Annotated in this window: 19 protein-coding genes; 1 reads left to right on the top strand and 18 read right to left on the bottom strand. The window is 55.4% G+C overall.

What is annotated here, in order from left to right; translation table 11 throughout:
* Nucleotides 1-66 precede the first annotated feature (66 nt).
* The 16 genes from trxB to M891_RS23800 form a co-directional block, all read right to left on the bottom strand.
* Nucleotides 67-1,017, bottom strand: coding sequence for a thioredoxin-disulfide reductase (gene trxB, locus M891_RS0111840; protein ID WP_028538986.1), 951 nt, complete (start codon nucleotides 1,015-1,017; stop codon nucleotides 67-69).
* Nucleotides 1,018-1,161: 144 nt separating this feature from the next.
* Nucleotides 1,162-3,108 (bottom strand): heavy metal translocating P-type ATPase, encoded by a 1,947-nt coding sequence (locus M891_RS0111835; protein WP_028538985.1) that lies wholly within the window; start codon nucleotides 3,106-3,108, stop codon nucleotides 1,162-1,164.
* A gap of 308 nt (nucleotides 3,109-3,416) precedes the next feature.
* Entirely contained in the window at nucleotides 3,417-4,709 is a 1,293-nt protein-coding gene (locus tag M891_RS0111830) for a homocysteine synthase (RefSeq protein ID WP_028538984.1), read from the bottom strand.
* A 126-nt stretch (nucleotides 4,710-4,835) separates the two neighbouring features.
* Nucleotides 4,836-5,687 carry an ATP-binding cassette domain-containing protein gene (locus M891_RS0111825; RefSeq protein ID WP_028538983.1) on the bottom strand — a complete coding sequence of 284 codons (852 nt, stop codon included), beginning with the start codon at nucleotides 5,685-5,687 and terminating at the stop codon, nucleotides 4,836-4,838.
* On the bottom strand, nucleotides 5,684-6,544 hold the full coding sequence (locus M891_RS0111820) for a membrane protein (RefSeq protein WP_028538982.1): 861 nt from the start codon (nucleotides 6,542-6,544) through the stop codon (nucleotides 5,684-5,686). The genes M891_RS0111825 and M891_RS0111820 overlap by 4 nt, the downstream gene beginning before the upstream one ends.
* On the bottom strand, nucleotides 6,528-7,157 hold the full coding sequence (locus tag M891_RS23805; protein WP_051416957.1) for an RNA polymerase sigma factor: 630 nt from the start codon (nucleotides 7,155-7,157) through the stop codon (nucleotides 6,528-6,530). Before M891_RS23805 ends, M891_RS0111820 begins: the two co-directional genes overlap by 17 nt.
* Nucleotides 7,158-7,242: 85 nt before the next feature.
* Nucleotides 7,243-7,980 (bottom strand): hypothetical protein, encoded by a 738-nt coding sequence (locus M891_RS0111810; RefSeq protein ID WP_157268800.1) that lies wholly within the window; start codon nucleotides 7,978-7,980, stop codon nucleotides 7,243-7,245.
* Complete coding sequence (locus M891_RS0111805) at nucleotides 7,964-10,141, bottom strand: ABC transporter permease/M1 family aminopeptidase (RefSeq protein WP_028538980.1); 2,178 nt, start codon at nucleotides 10,139-10,141, stop codon at nucleotides 7,964-7,966. Before M891_RS0111805 ends, M891_RS0111810 begins: the two co-directional genes overlap by 17 nt.
* A complete protein-coding gene (locus M891_RS0111800) occupies nucleotides 10,138-11,031 on the bottom strand; it encodes an ABC transporter ATP-binding protein (protein WP_016310811.1) in 894 nt (297 codons plus the stop codon). Before M891_RS0111800 ends, M891_RS0111805 begins: the two co-directional genes overlap by 4 nt.
* Nucleotides 11,032-11,196: 165 nt before the next feature.
* Nucleotides 11,197-11,847, bottom strand: a complete 651-nt coding sequence (gene deoC, locus M891_RS0111795; protein WP_036624469.1) for a deoxyribose-phosphate aldolase — start codon at nucleotides 11,845-11,847, stop codon at nucleotides 11,197-11,199.
* 161 nt (nucleotides 11,848-12,008) lie between these two features.
* Entirely contained in the window at nucleotides 12,009-12,590 is a 582-nt protein-coding gene (gene def, locus M891_RS0111790; RefSeq protein ID WP_016310809.1) for a peptide deformylase, read from the bottom strand.
* Nucleotides 12,583-12,774, bottom strand: a complete 192-nt coding sequence (locus tag M891_RS0111785) for a helix-turn-helix transcriptional regulator (protein ID WP_016310808.1) — start codon at nucleotides 12,772-12,774, stop codon at nucleotides 12,583-12,585. The genes def and M891_RS0111785 overlap by 8 nt, the downstream gene beginning before the upstream one ends.
* A 70-nt stretch (nucleotides 12,775-12,844) precedes the next feature.
* The gene (locus tag M891_RS0111780) at nucleotides 12,845-13,204 is read right to left on the bottom strand and encodes a hypothetical protein (protein ID WP_028538979.1); all 360 of its coding nucleotides are present in this window, start codon (nucleotides 13,202-13,204) and stop codon (nucleotides 12,845-12,847) included.
* A 73-nt stretch (nucleotides 13,205-13,277) separates the two neighbouring features.
* Nucleotides 13,278-13,541: a YqkE family protein gene (locus tag M891_RS0111775; RefSeq protein ID WP_028538978.1), complete on the bottom strand. Its 264-nt coding sequence runs from the start codon at nucleotides 13,539-13,541 to the stop codon at nucleotides 13,278-13,280.
* 148 nt (nucleotides 13,542-13,689) lie between these two features.
* Nucleotides 13,690-14,256, bottom strand: a complete 567-nt coding sequence (locus M891_RS0111770; RefSeq protein WP_028538977.1) for a TetR/AcrR family transcriptional regulator — start codon at nucleotides 14,254-14,256, stop codon at nucleotides 13,690-13,692.
* Nucleotides 14,234-15,013: an MBL fold metallo-hydrolase gene (locus M891_RS23800; RefSeq protein ID WP_036700229.1), complete on the bottom strand. Its 780-nt coding sequence runs from the start codon at nucleotides 15,011-15,013 to the stop codon at nucleotides 14,234-14,236. Before M891_RS23800 ends, M891_RS0111770 begins: the two co-directional genes overlap by 23 nt.
* Before the next feature lie 170 nt (nucleotides 15,014-15,183).
* Between M891_RS23800 and M891_RS0111760 the strand changes: the two genes are divergently transcribed.
* Complete coding sequence (locus M891_RS0111760) at nucleotides 15,184-15,816, top strand: LysE family transporter (protein ID WP_028538976.1); 633 nt, start codon at nucleotides 15,184-15,186, stop codon at nucleotides 15,814-15,816.
* A gap of 17 nt (nucleotides 15,817-15,833) precedes the next feature.
* On the opposite strand, the gene M891_RS0111755 is transcribed toward M891_RS0111760, so the two are convergent.
* Both M891_RS0111755 and M891_RS0111750 read right to left on the bottom strand, forming a co-directional pair.
* Nucleotides 15,834-17,228 carry an amino acid permease gene (locus M891_RS0111755; protein ID WP_028538975.1) on the bottom strand — a complete coding sequence of 465 codons (1,395 nt, stop codon included), beginning with the start codon at nucleotides 17,226-17,228 and terminating at the stop codon, nucleotides 15,834-15,836.
* 167 nt (nucleotides 17,229-17,395) lie between these two features.
* Entirely contained in the window at nucleotides 17,396-19,624 is a 2,229-nt protein-coding gene (locus M891_RS0111750) for an MMPL family transporter (RefSeq protein WP_028538974.1), read from the bottom strand.
* Between the last annotated feature and the right edge of the window lie 15 nt (nucleotides 19,625-19,639).

Below are 19,639 nucleotides of genomic sequence, written 5' to 3'. Positions count from 1 at the left end.
CATTTTATAACTCTGCAAAAGAAAACGGCGATACAGGCCCTTCCTGTATCGCCGTTTGGCTATTGCTTATTTTACAGCAGCTGCCGCTTGCTCATGCTCCATGCTTTCGATAAATTTCTCGCAATCGATCGCTGCCATGCAGCCGCTTCCGGCAGCCGTGATCGCTTGACGGTAGCGGTTGTCCTGGACGTCGCCGCAGGCGAAAACGCCCGGAACGTTGGTCTCGGAAGTGCCTGGCTTCACCACGATGTACCCGTTCGCATCCAGCTCGATTTGGCCGCCCAAGAACGAAGTGTTCGGTTGGTGACCAATCGCCACGAATACGCCGCTGGCAGGAATGATTTCTTCCTCGCCCGTTGCGTTGTTGCGCACTTTCAAGCCGGTAACCCCTTGTTCCCCAGCGATAACTTCAAGCGGTGTGCGGTTGAGCGCCAGCTCGATTTTCTCGTTGCTGCGGACGCGATCCTGCATAATCTTCGAGGCGCGAAGCTCATCGCGGCGGTGCACCACCGTCACTTTCGTAGCAAAGCGGGTCAGGAAGCTGGCTTCCTCCATGGCGGAGTCGCCGCCGCCAACGACGATAATCTCCTTGTTGCGGAAGAAGAAACCATCACAGGTTGCGCACGTGCTTACGCCGCGTCCAACGTTCAACTCTTCACCCGGAATGCCCAGGTATTTGGCCGTAGCCCCGGTCGACAAGATCAACGTCTCAGTCACGAGTTCACCAAGTCCTTCGACCTGCAATTTAAACGGACGTTGACTCAAATCTACACTATTCACCCAGCCCATGCGGAATTCAGCGCCAAAACGTTCGGCTTGCTTGCGCATATTATCCATCAATTCCGGGCCCATGATCCCATCCGGGAACCCCGGGAAATTTTCGACTTCCGTTGTAGTTGTTAATTGACCGCCGGGCTGCGGGCCTTCAATCACCAGTGGATTCATGTTCGCGCGAGCAAGATATATTGCAGCGGTTAATCCGGCCGGTCCGGTTCCGATAATAATTGATTTGTACATATCCTCAAATCCTTTCAAATGGATTCATCTCAAATAATAGATATAAGATTGGCTTGATTCTAATTATGTGAAGGTTGCAGGGATCTGTCAATCTTTGTAATGGTTAGGTATGGTGAAGGTTAAATGAAGGAATGGTGAAGATCGTTACCGAAGCAGTCGCAGCCCGTTCAAGATGACCAACAGCGTACTGCCTTCATGACCCACAACACCAAACGGCAAAGGGATATCCGCTGCGAAGTTGCTAACGATCAGCATCAGAATCACCGCACCGGCAAACGCCAGATTCTGCTTCACGATCCGCCGAGCGCGCCGGGCAAGCGAGATCGTCTCCGCAATCCGCTCGATGCTGTCGTTCATCAGCACGACATCGGCCACGTCCAGCGCGGCCCCGCTGCCGCCGCCGCCCATAGCGATGCCCACGCTTGCGGCTGCGAGTGCCGGCGCATCGTTAACGCCGTCGCCAACCATCGCGACGCTGCCGTAGCGCTCCCGCAGCGCCTTGACATGCGCGACCTTCTCCTGCGGGAGCAAATCGGCGTACACGAGGTCCACGCCGATCTCCTTGGCCAGCGCATGGGCGGTTACGCTGCGGTCGCCGGTTAACATCGCGACGGCGATCCCCAGCTCGTGCAGCCGGGCGATGGCCGCCTTGGCCTGCGGGCGCACCTCGTCGCGGAGCGCAATGAGGCCGATGTATTCCCCGTCCCGTTGAATGACGGAGACGGTGTGCCCCTCGGCGATCCACTCGCGAAGCTGCTCAGCCAGCGGTCCTGGCAGCAGCGAGTCGCCAGCGTCCGCCTTGCCGATGCGCCACATCGCGCCGCTGACCTTCGCTTCGATGCCCCAGCCCGGAAGCGCCCGCAGTGCCTCGGCCCCGTCGATCGGCAGCCCTTCGGCTTGCGCTTTGCGTACGATCGCTTGAGCCAGCGGATGCTCCGACAGGCTCTCTGCCGCAGCGCTGGCAGCCAGCACCTCCCGCGGGTCAATGCCTTCGACGGTGTACAGCCCGGTGACCACCGGCGAGCCTTCCGTCAGCGTCCCGGTTTTATCCAACGCGACGGCCCGAACGCTGCCCAGGTGGTCCATATGAGCTGCGCCTTTGAACAGCACGCCTTTGCGGGCGCTCTTCGACATCGCCGAGAGCATCGCCGGCATCACCGACGACACAATCGCGCACGGGGAAGCCACGACAAGAAACACCATCGCCTTGTAAAAAGCAAACGACCAGCTCCATCCAAGCAACCACGGGGTGAGCAGGATTAGGCCCAGCGTTGCCGCCACAATGGTCTTGGCGTAAATGCCCTCCAGCCGCTGAATAAACCGCTGCGTTCCCGGCACCTCCTGCTGAGCTTGCTCCACGAGGGTGATAATTTTAGCAAACAAGGTGCCTTCCGCCGGGCTGGACACCTCTACATAAATCGCCCCTTCTCCATTGATCGTTCCGGCATACACTCCGTCTCCCGGCTGCTTATCCACTGGGATCGATTCTCCGGTGATGGCGGATTGATTCACCGCAGAGCTTCCGGTGCGAATGACCCCGTCTGCCGGGATCACCTCCCCGGGCTTCACCAGCAGCAGGTCGCCCACGGCCAGCGCCTCCACCGGCACCAGCTCCATCCCATCTTCGCCAACGCGAAGCGCCGTTTCCGGCTTCATCGCAATCAGCGCCGAGATGTCCTTCTGGCTCTGTTCACTGGCGAACGACTCCAGAGCGCCGCTTAACGCAAAGATGAAGATGAGCATCGCCCCTTCATTCCAATAGCCAATCGAGGCAGCACCCAACGCCGCCGCGATCATCAGCAAATTGACATCCAAATCCCGCTCTTGGATTAAAGTGATTAAGCCTTCCCGTGCCTTCACATAACCCCCCACCGCATACGCGGCAATATAGAGCGCGACGGAGATCCAAGGCATCATCCCCTGCATCCCCCAGACCCATGCGGTAAGCATCAACCCGCCGCTGCCTAGCGCGAGCAGCAGCTCCCGGTGGCTGAAGAGCCGCTTCCAATTCAACCGCCGCTTCCCGCCCGGGTTAGGTTGATGGGCGGTTTGATTCACTTCCGGCAAGGTTCTTCGATGGGCGACTTCCATGATAAACTCCTCCTTATACAGGCGGTCAAGATGAGAATGAATATTATTGTTAACCCCCTAAAAATGGCGCAAGCTGCCCCGGGATCTTCCCGGAGCAGCTCACAAATGAGAACGATAATCATTGTTGAATTAGGACAATAATTTTGGTTTAGAGAAACTTTTGTCTTAATTGTATGCCGATATTTCCATTTTGTAAACACCTGTCGACCTCGATTTTAGATTCACAGCGCAGCCCTTGTCCACACACGAAAAAAAAGCCGCTGATCGGACCAACAAACTCCGGTTCAGCGGCTTCTATATTCATCGTATTAGGCCTGACTCGCAGCAATCGCCTGCTCCAAATCGTACAGGATGTCGTCGATCGACTCCGTCCCTACGGACAAACGGATTAGCCCCGGCGTAACGCCCGCGGCCAGTTGCTCCGCTTCCGTCAACTGCTGGTGCGTTGTGCTGGCCGGATGAATGATCAGCGACTTCGAATCGCCGACATTGGCCAGATGCGAGAACAGCTTCACGCTGTTGATCAGCTTGCGACCGGCTTCCACGCCGCCGCGGATTTCAAACGTGAGGATCGCGCCTTGTCCTTTCGGCAAGTATTTTTGCGCCAGTTCATAGGATGGGTGGCTTGGCAGTCCTGCATAGCTGACCCATTCGACCAGCTCATGCGATTCCAGATATTGCGCCACCTTCAGGGCGTTCTGGCTGTGACGTTCCACGCGCAGATGCAATGTTTCCAGCCCTTGCAGCAGCAACCACGCATTAAACGGCGACAACGAAGCACCAAGATCGCGCTGCAATTGAACGCGAGCCTTAATAATGTAAGCAAGCGGACCAACAGCTTGCGTATATACAACGCCATGATAGCTTGGATCCGGCTCGGTCAAGCCCGGGAATTTCCCGCTGGCCGCCCAGTCGAATTTCCCGCTGTCGACGATGATGCCGCCGATCGAAGTGCCGTGCCCGCCGATAAACTTCGTCGCCGAGTGCACAACGATGTCCGCCCCGAAGTCGATCGGACGCAGCAAATACGGGCTCGGGAACGTATTGTCGACGATCAGCGGAATCCCGTGCTCATGGGCAATCGCCGCGACCGCTTCGATGTCCAGCACGTCGCCCTTCGGATTGCCGATCGTCTCCGCATAAAGCGCCTTCGTCTTATCCGTGATCGCTGCACGGAAGTTCTCCGGATTCGAGGAATCCACGAACTTCACATGCACGCCAAGCTTAGGCAGCGTAGTGGAAAACAGATTATAGGTGCCGCCGTACAACGAGGTCGAGGAGACGATTTCGTCACCCGCCCCGGCAATATTTAAGATGGAGAAAGTGATCGCTGCCTGACCCGAGGCCGTCGCCAATGCCCCGACGCCGCCTTCTAGCGCAGCTACACGCTTCTCGAACACGTCATTGGTTGGGTTCATGATCCGCGAGTAAATGTTGCCGAATTCCTTCAAACCAAACAGATTCGCCGCATGCTCGGTATCGCGAAAACCATACGACGTCGTCTGGTACAGCGGGACCGCACGGGAGTATGTAGTGGGATCGATCTCCTGGCCGGCATGAATCGCCAGCGTTTCTGGGGCATATTGACGCTCTTCAGACATGGATAATTCCTCCTTCAAATCTTCGAAATCATGAGAAATCGAGAATGTTTTTTCATATTCTCTCACATCTCTTGGGATTTGAAAATAGGAAATCCGATAAATTTTATATGAATTATTCAATTTGAGCTAAACCCGTTGATATTTCCGGATAAAATAAGCATCCTCGAACGTCGGCTCCCCTTCGCGGAGCTCTGGAAACAAGGGGGCTTCCCCAACCAGCTTGACATAAATGCCTTCCGCCGTTTCCCGAAACTCAATCAACCCGGTCTCCGGGCACTGATCAAATTGCTTGCGCGTCAGCATCCCTTCCCATACCCGGTAGGGCAAATCTGCCATCCAGGACGTTTTTCCGCCGTAAAAACGAACCTTTCCCTGATCCAGCCACAGCACATCATCCGCTGCTTCCTCCCATTCGCGCAGCTCATGCACCGCCGCGATCACCATTCGTCCTTCGGCATACCGGTTCAAATAAGCGATCGCCATCTTCCGCTCTCCGGTATCCATCCCGTTCAGCGGCTCGTCAAGAAACAGGAAGCGCGGAGCAGCGAGCAGCGACTGGGCCAGAGCGATCCGCCGCTGCACGCCGCCGGATAAGTGCTTGATCTTCGTGTCACGATAAGCTTCCAACCGAAAATCACGAAGCAGCTCCTCCGTTCGCTCCGAGTGAAAAACACCCTTCAGCTCAGACAAATAATTGAGCAGCTTGTGCGGCGTCATATTTTCATACAGCTCAACTTCGGACGGCACGTATCCGATTTGACTGCGTACCAGCGGCAGATCGGCCAGCGCCGACCGCCCCTGATAGAGAATTTCTCCTTGATCCGGCAGATTTACCGTCGCCAAAAGCTCCAGCAGAGTAGTTTTTCCGGCTCCGTTCACCCCAACCAGCAAGGTGATCCCCGGTCTCAACTTCAATTGGTCGATCTGCAGGATAAATCCGCCGATCGGGCGTTCCCGCAGCCCTTCGATGTGAATCATCGCTGAGCACCATCCTGACCGATAGCGGTTCTCAGATTCTGACTGCGAAAATATGAGCGGAACAACAGAAGAACACCAACCAGCAGACATGCTGCATTCATCACAGTACCTGCTTCCGCCCCGGCCGTTAGGTTCATCGAAGCCATCTGGTCGAAGAGAACCAGCCACAGAAGGTAGACGCCGACTGCGGTCCATACCCCCGCCTTATGTCCGTAACGAAACAACACGTACATTGCCGCTCCTCCGATGAGCAGAGAAATCCCTAACCATTCCAGCAAGAAAGGAATCAATGGCAATGTCGCTTCGCCGACCGTCGCCACACGAATGCTCACCATGATGGAGCTGATCAGCGCCCAGCCCACGACCATCGCCATGATCATCAGCATGCGGCTGTATATGACCAGCGCCGGCGGGTAGGGGGTCACGCTCTCGATCGCGCGCATGCCGCGATCCCAGCTGCGATAACTGTATAGCATCGAGGCGATCAGCATCAGCGGGGTAATCAGAGAGAAAAATCCCGGCACCCGATCCCCCAGCAACTCATTGCTCAGCGGATGACGCGGATCCACCAAAAATACCAGCATCAAAAAGATAGCTGCCCCCGTCAACATCAACGAACGGCGGTTCAAACGAAATTGACTCCGCAGCAACCGACCTAAGGTGGGCGGTTCCACTTCAGCATTAAAATCCAGCGATGCCGCCGCATTTTGCGCTTGAAGGGCGGCGAATTCCGGCTGCAGCGCCTTAATCAGCGCCGCGGTTTCCGACGGAGTTGGTCCCGGCTGCAGCGCCTGCCGCAGCGGCTCGCACAGCTCCCGCTCCAATTGCTCCAGCTCTTTATCAATGGATCGTTCCATGCATCGGCACCTCACTTTCCTTTTTTCCATGAATTTTAGGGACCTCATCGTCTGAAACCGATAACGGCGAGTCTGCTGAGCGGGACAGCACCCGCTTCAACTTGCGCAATCCTCCATAAAGGTGCGACTTGACGGAGCTCAGCGGCAACCCCAGCAGCTCTGCGATTTCCTGCAGTTTTAGATCATGGAAGAAGCGCATGCGCACGACCTCTTGCTGCAGTTCCGGAAGCATCGTCATCGTCTCGGCCAGCTGCTGTACCGTCTCCTGCCGTTCGATCAATTCCTCCGCCCTTGGTGACGGATCGGTATCCTCCGGAATCGTGTCGATCCCCGCGTACTCTGAACGGTAGGACGCGCTGCGCCAATAATCTCGGCACAAATTCAGCGCCACTTTATAGAGCCACGGGCGAAGCTGCTCCATACCGCCATGCCTTTTCAGGTGGCGAATCAGCCGGATAAACGTCTCCTGGACGATATCCTCCGCTTTCCCCCGGTCCTTGAGCTGACTGGTGACATAGGACAGCAGCGGCCCGTGATACCTCGTTACCAGCAGCTCGAACGCTTCTTGATCGCCGGCAGCCATTCGCTCGGCCAACAGCGTGTCCGAAATCATTGTTTTTCCCCCTCCCCCTAATTTCTATAGTAGGTTGTTCCATATCAATCAAACGCCCTGCCCTGTAGGCTCTGTAAGGCGAGCGTTATTCCTCTTCTGCGCTAATCCAGCGTTCTCTCCTGCCCATCAACCAAACGGCAAAAGCAAGCAATAGCAGCGATGCGATCAACAAGCCGATTCGATTTTGTGGAAAGGAGTACGACTTCTTTAAATAGCTCGCATACAATGTCCAACGGCCCAGCCAATCGCCAAAACTAAGGGAGTCCATAACCCAGACGGCGAAGCCAAGCACCAAGCCGCCGTATATACGGCGAAACAGCACGATTCCAACTATCGTTAAAGAGTTAAGCAGCACATAAGCCGGCAGGTTCTGAAGGATCAGGGAGTAGACGCTCATCTCGGCCCTCGGTATAGCCTCTGCGCCGTTCCAAGGATGACGGATGGTCCATATCCCCCCGAAAAACCACGCATAGACCGACATCAGAATGACCCCTAACCCGACTGTCAGCAGAAGTGAAAGCAGCCATTTTCGGAAAACCAGCTGTCCTAAAGACACGGGGTACGTCGCGAGAACCTCCATGCCGCCTCCAATGTCCCGCTGGAACAAGAGCAGAGGCAGGAGCACCGCTACCGAGAACATGGCCATTTCCGAGAAGTAGTATACATTTCTTGGCCGTTCGGGATCCCCCAACAAAATACCAAGCAGATAAAGCACAAACATCAGCAGCGTCAGCCAGGTAATCGGTTGCTTATGCACCTTCAACTCCAAGGTCCATCCGCGGAACCAGCTGTTTCGGCTTTGAGCGTTAGTTGGCGTCGGCATCATCATGCATCACCTGCTTCCATACTTGTTCCCATTCGGTATACGGAATCGGTCCCGTCCGTCCCTCAGGATCATCCACTTGGGGGATTTCCAGCCCCTTGGCGTAAAAATGGTTTAGAACCTGTTTCACCTGATTATTTTTCCCTTCATCCAGCGCTTGAGCCACCTGCGTTGCCATCTGCAAACCAAGATGATTCGGGTCGGTCTCATCGTTCGGTTCCATTATACTGTACAGCAGGCTGCCGCCGGCGCCTTGCTTCAGATCCTCTGCCGTGAAGTCTCTATGCTCCCGGAAATATATATACCACATCAAAGCCCGAATCTGCGGACGCACGTCTTTTGATACATCCAGAATGTTGTATTCTCCTTCGCTTGAGCCCAGCAGCATCGAATTCATCAGCATGTTCGTATACTGCTCATGTTCCGTGACCAGCCAGATCAAGTACCCGGTCTTATTCTCCAAGTCAGGCGAGTGGTTATCATCCAACGGCAGCATAAGCAACTGGTCTAGCTTGGGTTCCCAAGGTTCAACCCAGCTTTTAAAATAGGCGTACTCGTTCGCCCACGTCTCCAGCAGCTTCTGTGCTCTTCCCACGTTATAAGGGGTGGTCACGAGCCGAACCGGCAATTTCGGATTGGCCACCTCCTCAAACTCCCCGCCGTATAACTTCACGAATGCCGACGAGTTGCCCTCAAACACTTGTCCTTCCGCGGTCTGCTCCACCTGCTCCAGGTTCCCGTAGAGCTTGGTCTCAAATCCGGTCGCGGTAATTCGAAAATCAGCGGACGGCAGCAGCCAACCGCCAAAATCTGATGCGATGTTGATGGCCTTTTGGCTCGTATTTTTAACGTAAACCGGATAATCTCCCGGCAGTGGATACCAGGCGATATATCCCGGGAGTCTAACGTTTTCTCCTTTGACGAAAGCCAGATACGCTCCTTCCGTATAATTCTCGGCCACGTAATCCATCACTTTCCCGCTGTAGGCCATCTCGACCTGAACCGCGTCATGGGCAGACAGAGGGGCGGATAACTTGAGCGTCAACTTCTCTCCTTCATGCGAAAACGGAACGGCTTCCCCCTTCACCGTGACATGGTCTACATGGAACGTCCGATTTAAGGTAAACACCAGCTCGCTGCGTCCCGCTAACTCCCCCGCAGGAATATCCATGACCGTCTTGATGCTTAAGCGATCATCCGGCTCCCGCTCGAGATCGATATCATACTTGTCGATCCGAATCGTTTCCACCTTCAGTCTTTGGACATCACCCGTGGACAGGACGGCCGGGTCGTTTAACTTGGCATAGAAGTCACGATTCCGCTCGCTCCAAACAGACAGATAAGGGAAAAAAGTTCCCGCTGCGAGCACCAAAGCCAATCCCCCGGCTACCCAATTTCTGCGCTGATAAGCCGTGGGACGCAGCCGATTCAGCAGGAACACACCGGCTGTTAACAGCAGCAGCGTAAACGCCAGAACAAACCAGCGGGATATCGCCAGATCGTCTGCGATGAGACGAATCCCCCATGTTTCAGCATCGGGGTCCCCGGTCACAAACAATTGATTGAGGTGGAACGTACGCAGCACGTACCATCTGTTGCGTTCGAGCAGGAAAATATCCAGAAAGAACGTCCCAAACATCCAGGCGCAAAAAGCGATCAAATAGACAGCCCGATTCGCGATGCAAATCGCAAGCAGCATGGCCAGCGCCAAGGTAACGAGATAGGACACTTCAAAGCTGAGCATATAATAGCTCGTATAGTACCAGGTGATCGAGGAGGCTACGCCCGTCTGCGAGGAAACCCAGGCAAACATGGCACCGGCCAGCAGCGTGAACACCGTAAAATACAACACTCCCGCCACGTATTTGGCTGAAATTCTAGAAACATAGGACACCGGCAACGCCGCATTCCATTCAAAGGAGGTTCGGCGAATATCCCGGCGGATCATCAGTACGCCTAGCAGCATCGTCAACCCCAGGCTCATCGTGTGCAGTAGAGTGAGGCTGGTATAGGACCGTGGGAAGAACAGGCTATCCTGGTTTGGCAAATTTCTGAGATTCAAAAACAGCAGTCCCCCAAAGATCACAAGGATTCCCAACAGCCAACGGTTCCCAAACAACAGGCGAAGCTCAAATTGGAACAGGCGTCTTACTTTACTCATGATCCATACGCCGCCCCTTCCATCCGCTCCGATCTGAGCAGAGCCAAGTAGCCATCCTCCAGCGTCGGCGAGGCCAGCTTGGCTTCGCTTGCCCCCTCCGGCGGCAACTCGCTGATAATCCGGCAGAACAGGCCGCCTTCGGTCGGCTGCGTGGACACGACGGACATCGGATCCAACCGGGCAAATTGGCTGTCGGTAAGGCGAACCTCCCAGACCTTCCCGCTTCCGAATTGCTGCAGATCTGCCAGTTCCCCGGACAGTTTCACTTTACCTTTATTCAGGACGGCGATCTGTCGGCAATTGCTCTCAATGTCGGCCACGATGTGCGTCGACAGCAAGACGATCCGCCCCAGACTGAAGCGGGTCAGCAGATTGCGGAACCGCACGCGTTCCTCGGGATCCAGGCCGGCCGTCGGTTCGTCGACGATCAACACCCGCGGCGATCCAAGCAGCGCCTGGGCGATCCCAAGACGGCGTTTCATGCCGCCGGAGTAGGTTTGGACTCTTTTTCGCGCCTTATCTTGCAGGTTGACTTGCTCCAACAACGCTTCGATCTCCGCCTTGCGCTTCTTCTTATCGGTAATCCCCTTCATGACCGCGACATAATCCAGATACTCCGCGCCGGTAAGCTGCGGATACACTTGAAATTGCTGCGGCAAATATCCGATGATGCGGCGAATTTCCTCTGCCTGGCGCAGCGGGATGCCAAAGATCGTCGCTTCACCCGAAGTGGGCGGCATCAGTGTGGCCAGGATCCGCATCAGCGATGATTTCCCGGCGCCGTTGGGACCGAGGAGACCCACCATCCCTTCGTTTAGCGTTAAAGTGACATCGTCCAGCGCTAAACCGCCGCGCGTGTATTTTTTGGATAAATGATCAATTTGTATCATACGTTTCCTCTTTTCCGAACATTTTATCGAGTTATGCCTTCCGCGGGAGACATCTGTACCTGTAACGGAAAGGGGACCTAAAAAGTTTGGATGAAATGAAAAAAGGGCACTATTTCCACAATCGCTCTGGAATAGCACCCTGTTTCTCTCTCATGTCGCTTGATCTTAGTAGTCGTTTTGGCCGCTTTGACCTTGGGCGATGGCCACACCGGCACTGGTGCCAAGGCGCGTTGCCCCCGCCTTGATCATCGCTTCGGCATCAGCCAGCGTACGCACGCCGCCGGACGCCTTCACGCCAACGTTGGGACCTACCGTCTTACGCATCAGCTCCACCGCTTCGACGGTCGCCCCGCCCGTGGAGAACCCGGTCGATGTTTTGACGAAATCGGCTCCAGCTTCCACGGACAGCTTGCAGGCCCGCACGATTTCCTCCTCGGTGAGCAGGCAAGTCTCGATAATGACCTTCACCAGCGCTTTGCCAGCTGCAGCCTGCACCACCCCGGCGATATCGCGAAGAACCAGCCCGTCGTCGCCGTCCTTAAGCGCGCCGATGTTGATGACCATATCGACTTCACCCGCGCCTTCGGCAATCGCGTGGGATGCTTCAAACGCCTTCACTTCCGGCGCCGAGGCGCCCAGCGGGAAGCCAATTACGGTGCAGACCTTAACCGGAGAATCTTTCAGGACCTCCGCAGCAGTCTTGACCCAGGTTGGGTTCACGCATACGGAAGCAAATCCGTATTGCTTGGCTTCCTCCGCCAGTTTGATAATGGCAGCGCGTCCGGCATCCGCCTTCAGCAGCGTATGATCGATCATGGCAGTAATGGATTGGGATTGAGTTGACAAAGAAATTCCTCCGTTCGTAATTTAAAAATGATGAACTGCTTGCGTGAATCCCTGCATCTTTTTTCGGTGAAATGCAAGAAAGCGGCAATGATTCCTGCACTTTTGCAGGCTCTCTTCAAGCTGATGCGGGATCAGTATAGACTCGAAATTGGCACACCGCTCGGCAGCTTAAACGGATGCTCCGGATTGATATGATCATAGAACATGATCCCGTTGAGATGATCGATCTCATGCTGCATGACGATCGCGTCAAAGCCTTTGAACCGCAGCTTGATCTCATTGCCCTCTTCATCGTAGGCCTTCACTTGGACCTTCTCGTAGCGCGGAACGAAGCCCTGCACCGGACGGTCGACCGACAGGCAGCCCTCGCTCTCCGGCAAATACGTCATCGCTTCCGAATGGCTGATGATCTTCGGATTGTACATCGCCAGCGGCCGATCTTTGCCGTTCTCATCCGTCAGCAGCGCTGCGAACATCCGCTTATTTAGTCCGATCTGATTGGCGGATAACCCCACGCCTGCCCGCAGCTTGTATTTCTTCGACATCTCCGGATCCTGGCTGTTCTTCAGAAATTGCAGCATCGCCGCCATTTCCTCGCGATCTTCCTCCGTTGGGGGGATGCTGACCGGCTCCGTGACCACTCTGAGAATAGGATCCCCTTCTCTTACAATATCATCCATCGTTATGATGTAATTGCGGTTGAATTTACTCATAAATAAACAGTTCATCCACCTTCGTCTGCAAAATTTTCGCAAGCTTGAAAGCAAGCTCCAGCGTCGGGTCGTACCGGTCGTTCTCCACGCAATTGATCGTTTGGCGCGTGACGCCGCATTCCGCGGCCAGCTCATGTTGAGTCAAGCCCAGCCGCTTCCGGAATTGCTTGATCTTATTGTTCATCGGCACCACCAAAATGTCAAAAGTTTTGGACGATTCTCATGGTATCACGCCCCGATGGACCTGTCAAAATTTAAGATTTGATTTTCATTCCCCAGACGGAATCTTTCTGGTATGCGGCCGCTTCGCGCAGTTCCGGAAGCCGCTCATCCTCCGGATAATGCTGCTCCAAATATTGAACATACGCCTTGCGCAAGCCAATCTCCTGATCGAGCTTATTGAATTCGCTTGGGGTTTTCTCGAGCCGTGCCAAAGCGGCATCCCACCGCGCCAGGTCCGCCTTGGTCGTTCGTCCTCTGCGGGTCCGCTCGGTCAGCGAAGTCAGCTCTTCATAAGATTCCCGAACCTTGGTTGAATATTTGAATCTCCGGTTAAACAACCCCAGCGCCACGATCACCAGGAAAAAGACGACCCACGCCCCGATACTCTCCATTCTCCGTCCTCCTTAACTTTATGCACAAAAATAAAAGCTCCCGCTTGCAGGAGCCGCATTGCCTTTGCTGAGTTTATTTATACTTGTGCCAATCCAGATTACTTGTATTCAGCAGATGCTCGAAATCGTTATCGAGCCGTTTCTGCTCCGCCCGGCGAGCCTCCTCCTTGCGGATGCGGGCTTCCTCCTGGCGGCGTTCTTCTTCCTTCTTCAATTCTTCAGCTTGCGCCTTCAGCTTCGCCAGCGTGTCCTGACCCAGAAGATCCTTCAGCGTGGCCGGTTTATCTGCCGCGTTCGCCGGTGCATTAGGCACGGAACGTCCCTTCTTCTTCCCCACGGATGCTTCACCTCGGTTCCTGCGTTCCTGTTTCATTCAAGCCTAAAGTATCATAGTCGAAAAATCATTGTCAATCGGAATCGCCGCCCCTGAACCCAAGCGTCTCTTCCGCTCGCAGCAGAAGCATCCGCAAGCACGCTCCGGTGACTTATGATACCTGCTCCAATCCGCGAAGGAACAAGCCAAGATTAAACGCCAGGCTCTCCTTCAGCTCCAGCGGAAGGCCAAACGCTCCGCGCCGCTCCAGCGAGGCAAAGCCGTGGATCAAACTCCGCAGCCCGCGCACCGCGTGCAATGCTTGCTCCTCCGTAAGCGAGTAGCTGCCGAGGTATCGCAAGATCAGGTCCACGAGGCGCCCGCCAGCTTCCTGCAGCGCTGGATGGTCAGGGCCCGGCGCCGCTTGCGCCGCATCGTACAATCCGGGATAGGCATGCGCGAATTCGAGATACGCGTTGGCGAACTCGCGGATCGCCGCCTCCCCTGCCCGATCACCAACTGCGGCGGAAATATGCTCATATAACCGGTCCAGCGCGTATTTGGCCAATTCCACGCGAATTTGCTCCAGACCGCTGACATGGTTATAGAGGGATGGCGGCCGGATGCCCAGCTTCTTGGCGATGGAGGTAATCGTCACCGCCTCCAGCCCCTCCGCATTCGCCACGTCTATGGCGGCCATCAGCACCGCAGTGCTGTCAATTCCGACTCTCGGCGACATGGGAATCCTCCTTTCGCTGCGTCGAGGCTGCCGCATTGGCAGCCGCTGCTTTGCCCAAGGCCCGCTCGGCCGCCGTAATCGCCTTGGCGATGGCTGCCGCCGGCTGCTTCAGCACCGGCCCGTGCCCTACCGCCAGCAACGTAGGGTTCAAGCTCGCCAGCTTACGGGCGCTGGCGAGTGCGGTCTCCTTATGCCAGGTGGCCAGGGCCGGGAATGGAAACAGCGGGCGCACGATGCCGCTCACGGCGATGCCTGCGCGGGTTTGGAAAGCATCGCCGGCGATCAATGCACCGCTGCGCGTATCCAGCAGGGCAAAGGACCCCGGCGTATGGCCCGGCGCCGCCACAGCCAGCAACGAACCGATGCGATCCCCATCGGTAAACGTCACATCGGCACGGGTCGCCAGCTTCTTCGGCACCCCGCCGCGAATGGGGGAATTAGGCTCGCCGGGATCCAACGACACATCGCCTTCCATCAAACGCGCGTCTCTGGCGGATACATAGACCTTGACGTCGGGAAGCTGTGCTTTCAAAGCATCCAGCGCACCAACATGGTCATCATGGACATGGGTCAGCACGATGCGCGTCAACGGCTTGCCGATCTTTTCCACCGTTCGTAAAATTCCCTTCACGCTATACGGCAAAGCCGCATCGATGAGGGTGACGCTATCCTCTTCCTCAACCAAATAACAATTAACCGGGAACAAACGGGGTAAAAATGACAGTTGGACTAACTTACCGTACACCCTAATTTTCATTGCCTCATCGCCTCTCTCTCCGAAAACTAATACCTTTAGTTTTAATTTAAACTAAACCCTTTAGTTTTGCAAGAGATTTCTTTCCGATTTTTTGAAGTCGTACAAGCGTACCTCTCTGAATATGCTGTACAAGCAGCGTTATCATTTCGGATTCTTTGGAGGTTTAAGCAATGAACAGCTTTCTTAGCTATGTCCTGCTCGGCTTATCTTTATCCGCCCCCATCGGGCCGGTGAACGCCGCCCAACTGGACAAGGGCATCCGCGGCGGCTTCCTGCACGCCTGGTTTGTTGGCCTTGGCGCCTTATCCGCTGACCTGCTGTACATGCTGCTCGTTTATTTTGGGGTCGTGCACTTCCTGAACACTCCGTTTATGAAAAGCTTCCTCTGGTTATTTGGGTTCTTCGTGCTTACCTATATCGGCATCGACAGCCTGAAGCAAGCCGGTAAAATCCCGGATGGGGGAATGAGGGGCAGCGAGCCGCTGCGCAAATCGTTCCTGTCCGGATTTTTCATGTCCATCAGCAACCCGCTGTCCATCTTATTTTGGCTGGGGATCTACGGATCGGTCTTGGCCCAAGCCGCAGCTCATATGCGGACCCTAGACTTAATCATTAACAGCAGCGCTATTATTGTTGGTCTGCTCGTATGGGACTTCACGATGGCGGGCTTTGCCAGCGTGTTCCGTAAGCTGCTGACGAACCGAGTCCTGATGCTGATCTCGATATTGTCTGGCCTGTCCCTCATTGGGTTTGGGCTTTATTTTGGATATCAAGCCTTTTTACTGCTCGCTGAGCGATGGTAAGCTTAGCTCTCAATCGCTCAAGTCGTCCGTTTTGGACGCAGGACCATCGATTTGGTTGGGCGTTTCCGCTGCCCCGCCTGCTTCTTCGGCTTCCAGACGACCCGCTGCATTATGAAGGTCACGATCCCAATGACGCCAACAAACACCAGGCTCCCCCAGAATCCCGGACGGCTCGTATCATGGAATAAGGTCCCTGACACTGCGATAGCGATCAGGGCCATGCCGCCCCACCGTTTCACTTGTCCAAATCCGGTAAGCTTGAGCAGCTTGCCCGACGTCACTAAAATAAAAAACCAGTTATAAAGCAGCAGCAATCCGGCCGATGTCGTAATGTACTCGTAAATGCGCCCCGGGATAACAAAAGACATCACCACGGAAGCGGCCAGTCCGACGGCAGTAAGGCCAATGGCAAACAACGGCCGCTCCCGCCAGCCTTTCCGCGCGAACAACGGCGGGGCATCCTTGTCCTTCGCGAGCGTAACCAGCATCGTCGTCACCGCATAAAGGGACGCGACCATTGTAGAGAAGCCGGCTACGATCAGCACACCGTTAAATACATGTGGAATAAAGGGCAGCGGATATTGGGCAAGGGCCGTAACAAACGGACTGCGCTTCGGGTCAATGGCGTTCCAGGCCATCAAAGTGACGGCAAGTCCAATCGACAGCAAGTACACCACTGAGAGCAACAGCAGCATAATCGTCCCGGATTTCGGAGCTTCCTTCGGATCCCGCAACCGAATCGCCATCATGCCCATCACTTCGATCCCGCCAAAGGCGTAAAACGCAAAAATAAATCCCGACCACAACCCCATCCCTCCCGCGGGAAAGAAGGTCTTGACCGTATGCGGAAATTCCGGCGCTCTCCCGCCGCTTCCGTGAATCCAGCCCATCAACGCAGCAGCGGCAACCCCCAGGAACATGAGGATGGCAGCGATTTTGATCACCGACAGCACGTTTTCCATCGAATCAAACACTTTATTGCCAAGCAAGATCACGCCCAGCCCTAAGACCGCATATCCAATCGCAAACATCCACATCGGTACGCCAGGGAACCAGAAACGCGAGAAAAGCGATAATGCCGTCAGTTGGCTGCCCATGATCAGCAGTTCCGAACTCCAATACACCCAGCCGCTGCCGAAGCCCGCCCAGCGCCCGAAGGCCCGCTTCGCATAGGAACGGAAGGAACCCTGCTCCGGCTGGTCCGCTGTCATACGGGCTAAGACTTCAAATACCGTATAGGTTCCGGCGGCAGCCAACACGAACGCGATCAGAATCGAGGGTCCCGCCATGCGAATCCCGATCCCTGATCCAAGAAAATATCCGGTGCCGATAGTTGAGGCCACCCCCAGCAAGGAGAGCTGCCACCAGCTTAAGTCGCCTTTTTTTGCCTCTCCATTTTGCGCCTTGGCCATTGTTCTTGTCTCCCTCGTTTCAATGGAATTCAACAGCTCTGCATCCACGTATTCTGCGGCTGCCAAGCGGGAAATATGTAAGCTGCTCCCTGCAAAAAAATAGCACCCGAAGCCCCGCCTGTCCCGGCGGAACTCCAAGTGCTTTAGAGGTGATATTTTCGATGAGCTTATTGGCCTGCGCCTTTCACCGGCTCGGGTTCAAGCTGGCCCTGCTTGGACGGCCAGAAGGCCGCTTGGCCAAGCAGCATGGTGATCGCCGGCACGAGGAACGGACGAACGATAAACGTATCGAGCAGCACCCCAACCGCGGCAATGATACCAAACTGCACCAGCGCTTGAATCGGCAGCGTAGCCAGCACAGCAAATGTCCCAGCCAAGATCAAGCCTGCCGAGGTAATGACGCCCCCGGTTTCGTTGACGCCTTCGCGGATCGCGTCCTTCAGCGGCATGACCTTACGCTTTTTCCAAATGCTTGAGATAAGGAAGATGTTATAGTCCTCCCCGAGCGCCACCAGGAAGACGAAGGCATACAACGGGATTAATCCTTGAATTGCAGCACTGCCCATCAGGTCGTGAATCACAACCCATCCGATGCCCAATGCCGCGAAATAGGACAGCACAACTGTAAGAATCAAGTACACCATCGCAACGATGGATCGGAGATAAACGAGCAGCAACAGGGCAATCAACCCGATGACGATCGGTATTATGACCTCGGTGTCGCGTGCGTTTACGTGCTCGGTATCGTATTGCGTAGCCGTTTGCCCGCTGATCCAGACCTTATCCTGCGGATGGCTGATGCCTTGGTCAGCCAGCAGGCTTTCCGCAGCTTCCCGCAGCTCCGGAAGATGCTGCATCGCTTCATTTGAGTATGGATTCAGATTGAACTCCAGCTCGACCGCCCGAATGTTGGAGTTCGTTTTGCCGCTCTCCGGATCGGACACCTGGCTGATATAAGGCAAGCTGCTGAAGGCGGTTTGCAGATCGATGTCTTTGCCTTCCGTATCCACCATCAGTTTCACCGGAGCCAGTTCCCCCGGCGTAAATTTATCGGCAATCACCGCAAAGCCTTCGCGAGATGGCGTATCCTCCGGGAACGAGGACAACAGGTCAACAGTGTACTCGATACGGGTAGCTTGTGTTGCCAAGACGCCAAGGAAGATCAGCGCCACGATAAAAATCGTCCACGGCCGCTTGGTCACCGTCCGGCCAATCCACCCCGCAGATGTTCTAGGTTTCGGCTGACGTACCGGTTTGCCCCGGCGTTGAGCCCATTCGGCTTGCATTTCCGGCGTGCGCGGAATAAACGGGAAGAACGACGCACGGCCTAAGATTGCCAGCAATGCCGGTACCAACGTCAAGCTGGCGATCCCCATAATCAGGATCGACAAGCTAAACGGCACGCCAAAGCGTTGCACGGAGCCGTATTTCGCCAGCAGCAGCACGAGCAGCGCGATCACAACAGTAAACCCGCTCATCGCGATGGCGCCGGACGAGCCTTTCACCGCAGCGACCAGCGCTTTCGATTTATCCTTCTCTTCCGTCAACAGATGGCGGAAATGAGAAATGAGGAACAAGCAATAATCGGTGCCCGCCCCGAACAGCAACACGGTCATAATCGAAATCGCCTGCGAATCGACGGTGATCCAGCCTTGCTCGGCCATTTTCCCCAGAATCGGCCCGGCCACACCATATGCAAAACCAACGGCAATCAGCGGAATAAAGGCCAAGATCGGCGAACGGTAAATCAGCAATAGCAGAATCAGTACAATTAAAACAGTGGCGATCATCAGCGAAACGTCGGCGCTGGAGAACAGCCCGGACGCATCAATCGAAATGCCGGCCGGTCCAGAGACTCTCGCCGCCAGTCCGTTCTCCCCTAGCTTGGCCTCAAACGGATTGCTGCCAAAGATCGTCTCCGCTTGATTGCGGATTTCTTCCATACCGTCTTTCATTACATCGATTTCTGTCCCTTTCGCAAAAAAGAACGGCAACACCCAAGTCGTGCCGTCTTCTGATGCTTGCTGCTTCAGTGCCGGAAGCGGCATTTGGTTCAGCGGCAGCACCAGTTCAAGCCCTTCGACCGGATGTTCCGTGAAATACGAGGTTAGCTCCTGCAAGCCGGTATAATCCTCATCCGTCAGACCGCCCTCCCGCGTCCAGACCGTTAAGGCCGGAATGCCGCTGTCCGATGGGAACTCCCGCTCCGCCAGCTGCTCGGCAATCACCGAAGGCTGGGAATCGTCCAGGTTGGCCGCATTATTCCGCTCCATCGAGTTAACGCTGGGCCATAGGGCACTTAATCCGCCAGCCAGCAAAATCCAGACCGCCAGCGTAATCCACTTGGTGCGTCGGCCAGCCACCAGTCGGGACAGCCAGCCAAATATTTTATCCATTGAAGTCTCCATCTC

Origin of the sequence: Paenibacillus sp. J14 (assembly GCF_000518465.1) — a bacterium.
Lineage (GTDB): Bacteria > Bacillota > Bacilli > Paenibacillales > Paenibacillaceae > Fontibacillus > Fontibacillus barengoltzii.
The sequence above is the reverse complement of the archived record's forward strand: the minus strand, read 5'-3'. Positions and strand labels throughout refer to the sequence as shown.

Excerpts from the sequence above, each read along its gene's own strand:
- trxB (WP_028538986.1), bottom strand. The coding sequence starts at position 1,017 with ATGTACAAATCAATTATTATCGGAACCGGACCGGCCGGATTAACCGCT.
- M891_RS0111835 (WP_028538985.1), bottom strand. The coding sequence starts at position 3,108 with ATGGAAGTCGCCCATCGAAGAACCTTGCCGGAAGTGAATCAAACCGCC.
- M891_RS0111830 (WP_028538984.1), bottom strand. The coding sequence starts at position 4,709 with ATGTCTGAAGAGCGTCAATATGCCCCAGAAACGCTGGCGATTCATGCC.
- M891_RS0111825 (WP_028538983.1), bottom strand. The coding sequence starts at position 5,687 with ATGATTCACATCGAAGGGCTGCGGGAACGCCCGATCGGCGGATTTATC.
- M891_RS0111820 (WP_028538982.1), bottom strand. The coding sequence starts at position 6,544 with ATGGAACGATCCATTGATAAAGAGCTGGAGCAATTGGAGCGGGAGCTG.
- M891_RS23805 (WP_051416957.1), bottom strand. The coding sequence starts at position 7,157 with ATGATTTCGGACACGCTGTTGGCCGAGCGAATGGCTGCCGGCGATCAA.
- M891_RS0111810 (WP_157268800.1), bottom strand. The coding sequence starts at position 7,980 with ATGCCGACGCCAACTAACGCTCAAAGCCGAAACAGCTGGTTCCGCGGA.
- M891_RS0111805 (WP_028538980.1), bottom strand. The coding sequence starts at position 10,141 with ATGAGTAAAGTAAGACGCCTGTTCCAATTTGAGCTTCGCCTGTTGTTT.
- M891_RS0111800 (WP_016310811.1), bottom strand. The coding sequence starts at position 11,031 with ATGATACAAATTGATCATTTATCCAAAAAATACACGCGCGGCGGTTTA.
- deoC (WP_036624469.1), bottom strand. The coding sequence starts at position 11,847 with ATGATCGATCATACGCTGCTGAAGGCGGATGCCGGACGCGCTGCCATT.
- def (WP_016310809.1), bottom strand. The coding sequence starts at position 12,590 with ATGAGTAAATTCAACCGCAATTACATCATAACGATGGATGATATTGTA.
- M891_RS0111785 (WP_016310808.1), bottom strand. The coding sequence starts at position 12,774 with ATGAACAATAAGATCAAGCAATTCCGGAAGCGGCTGGGCTTGACTCAA.
- M891_RS0111780 (WP_028538979.1), bottom strand. The coding sequence starts at position 13,204 with ATGGAGAGTATCGGGGCGTGGGTCGTCTTTTTCCTGGTGATCGTGGCG.
- M891_RS0111770 (WP_028538977.1), bottom strand. The coding sequence starts at position 14,256 with ATGTCGCCGAGAGTCGGAATTGACAGCACTGCGGTGCTGATGGCCGCC.
- M891_RS23800 (WP_036700229.1), bottom strand. The coding sequence starts at position 15,013 with ATGAAAATTAGGGTGTACGGTAAGTTAGTCCAACTGTCATTTTTACCC.
- M891_RS0111760 (WP_028538976.1), top strand. The coding sequence starts at position 15,184 with ATGAACAGCTTTCTTAGCTATGTCCTGCTCGGCTTATCTTTATCCGCC.
- M891_RS0111755 (WP_028538975.1), bottom strand. The coding sequence starts at position 17,228 with ATGGCCAAGGCGCAAAATGGAGAGGCAAAAAAAGGCGACTTAAGCTGG.
- M891_RS0111750 (WP_028538974.1), bottom strand. The coding sequence starts at position 19,624 with ATGGATAAAATATTTGGCTGGCTGTCCCGACTGGTGGCTGGCCGACGC.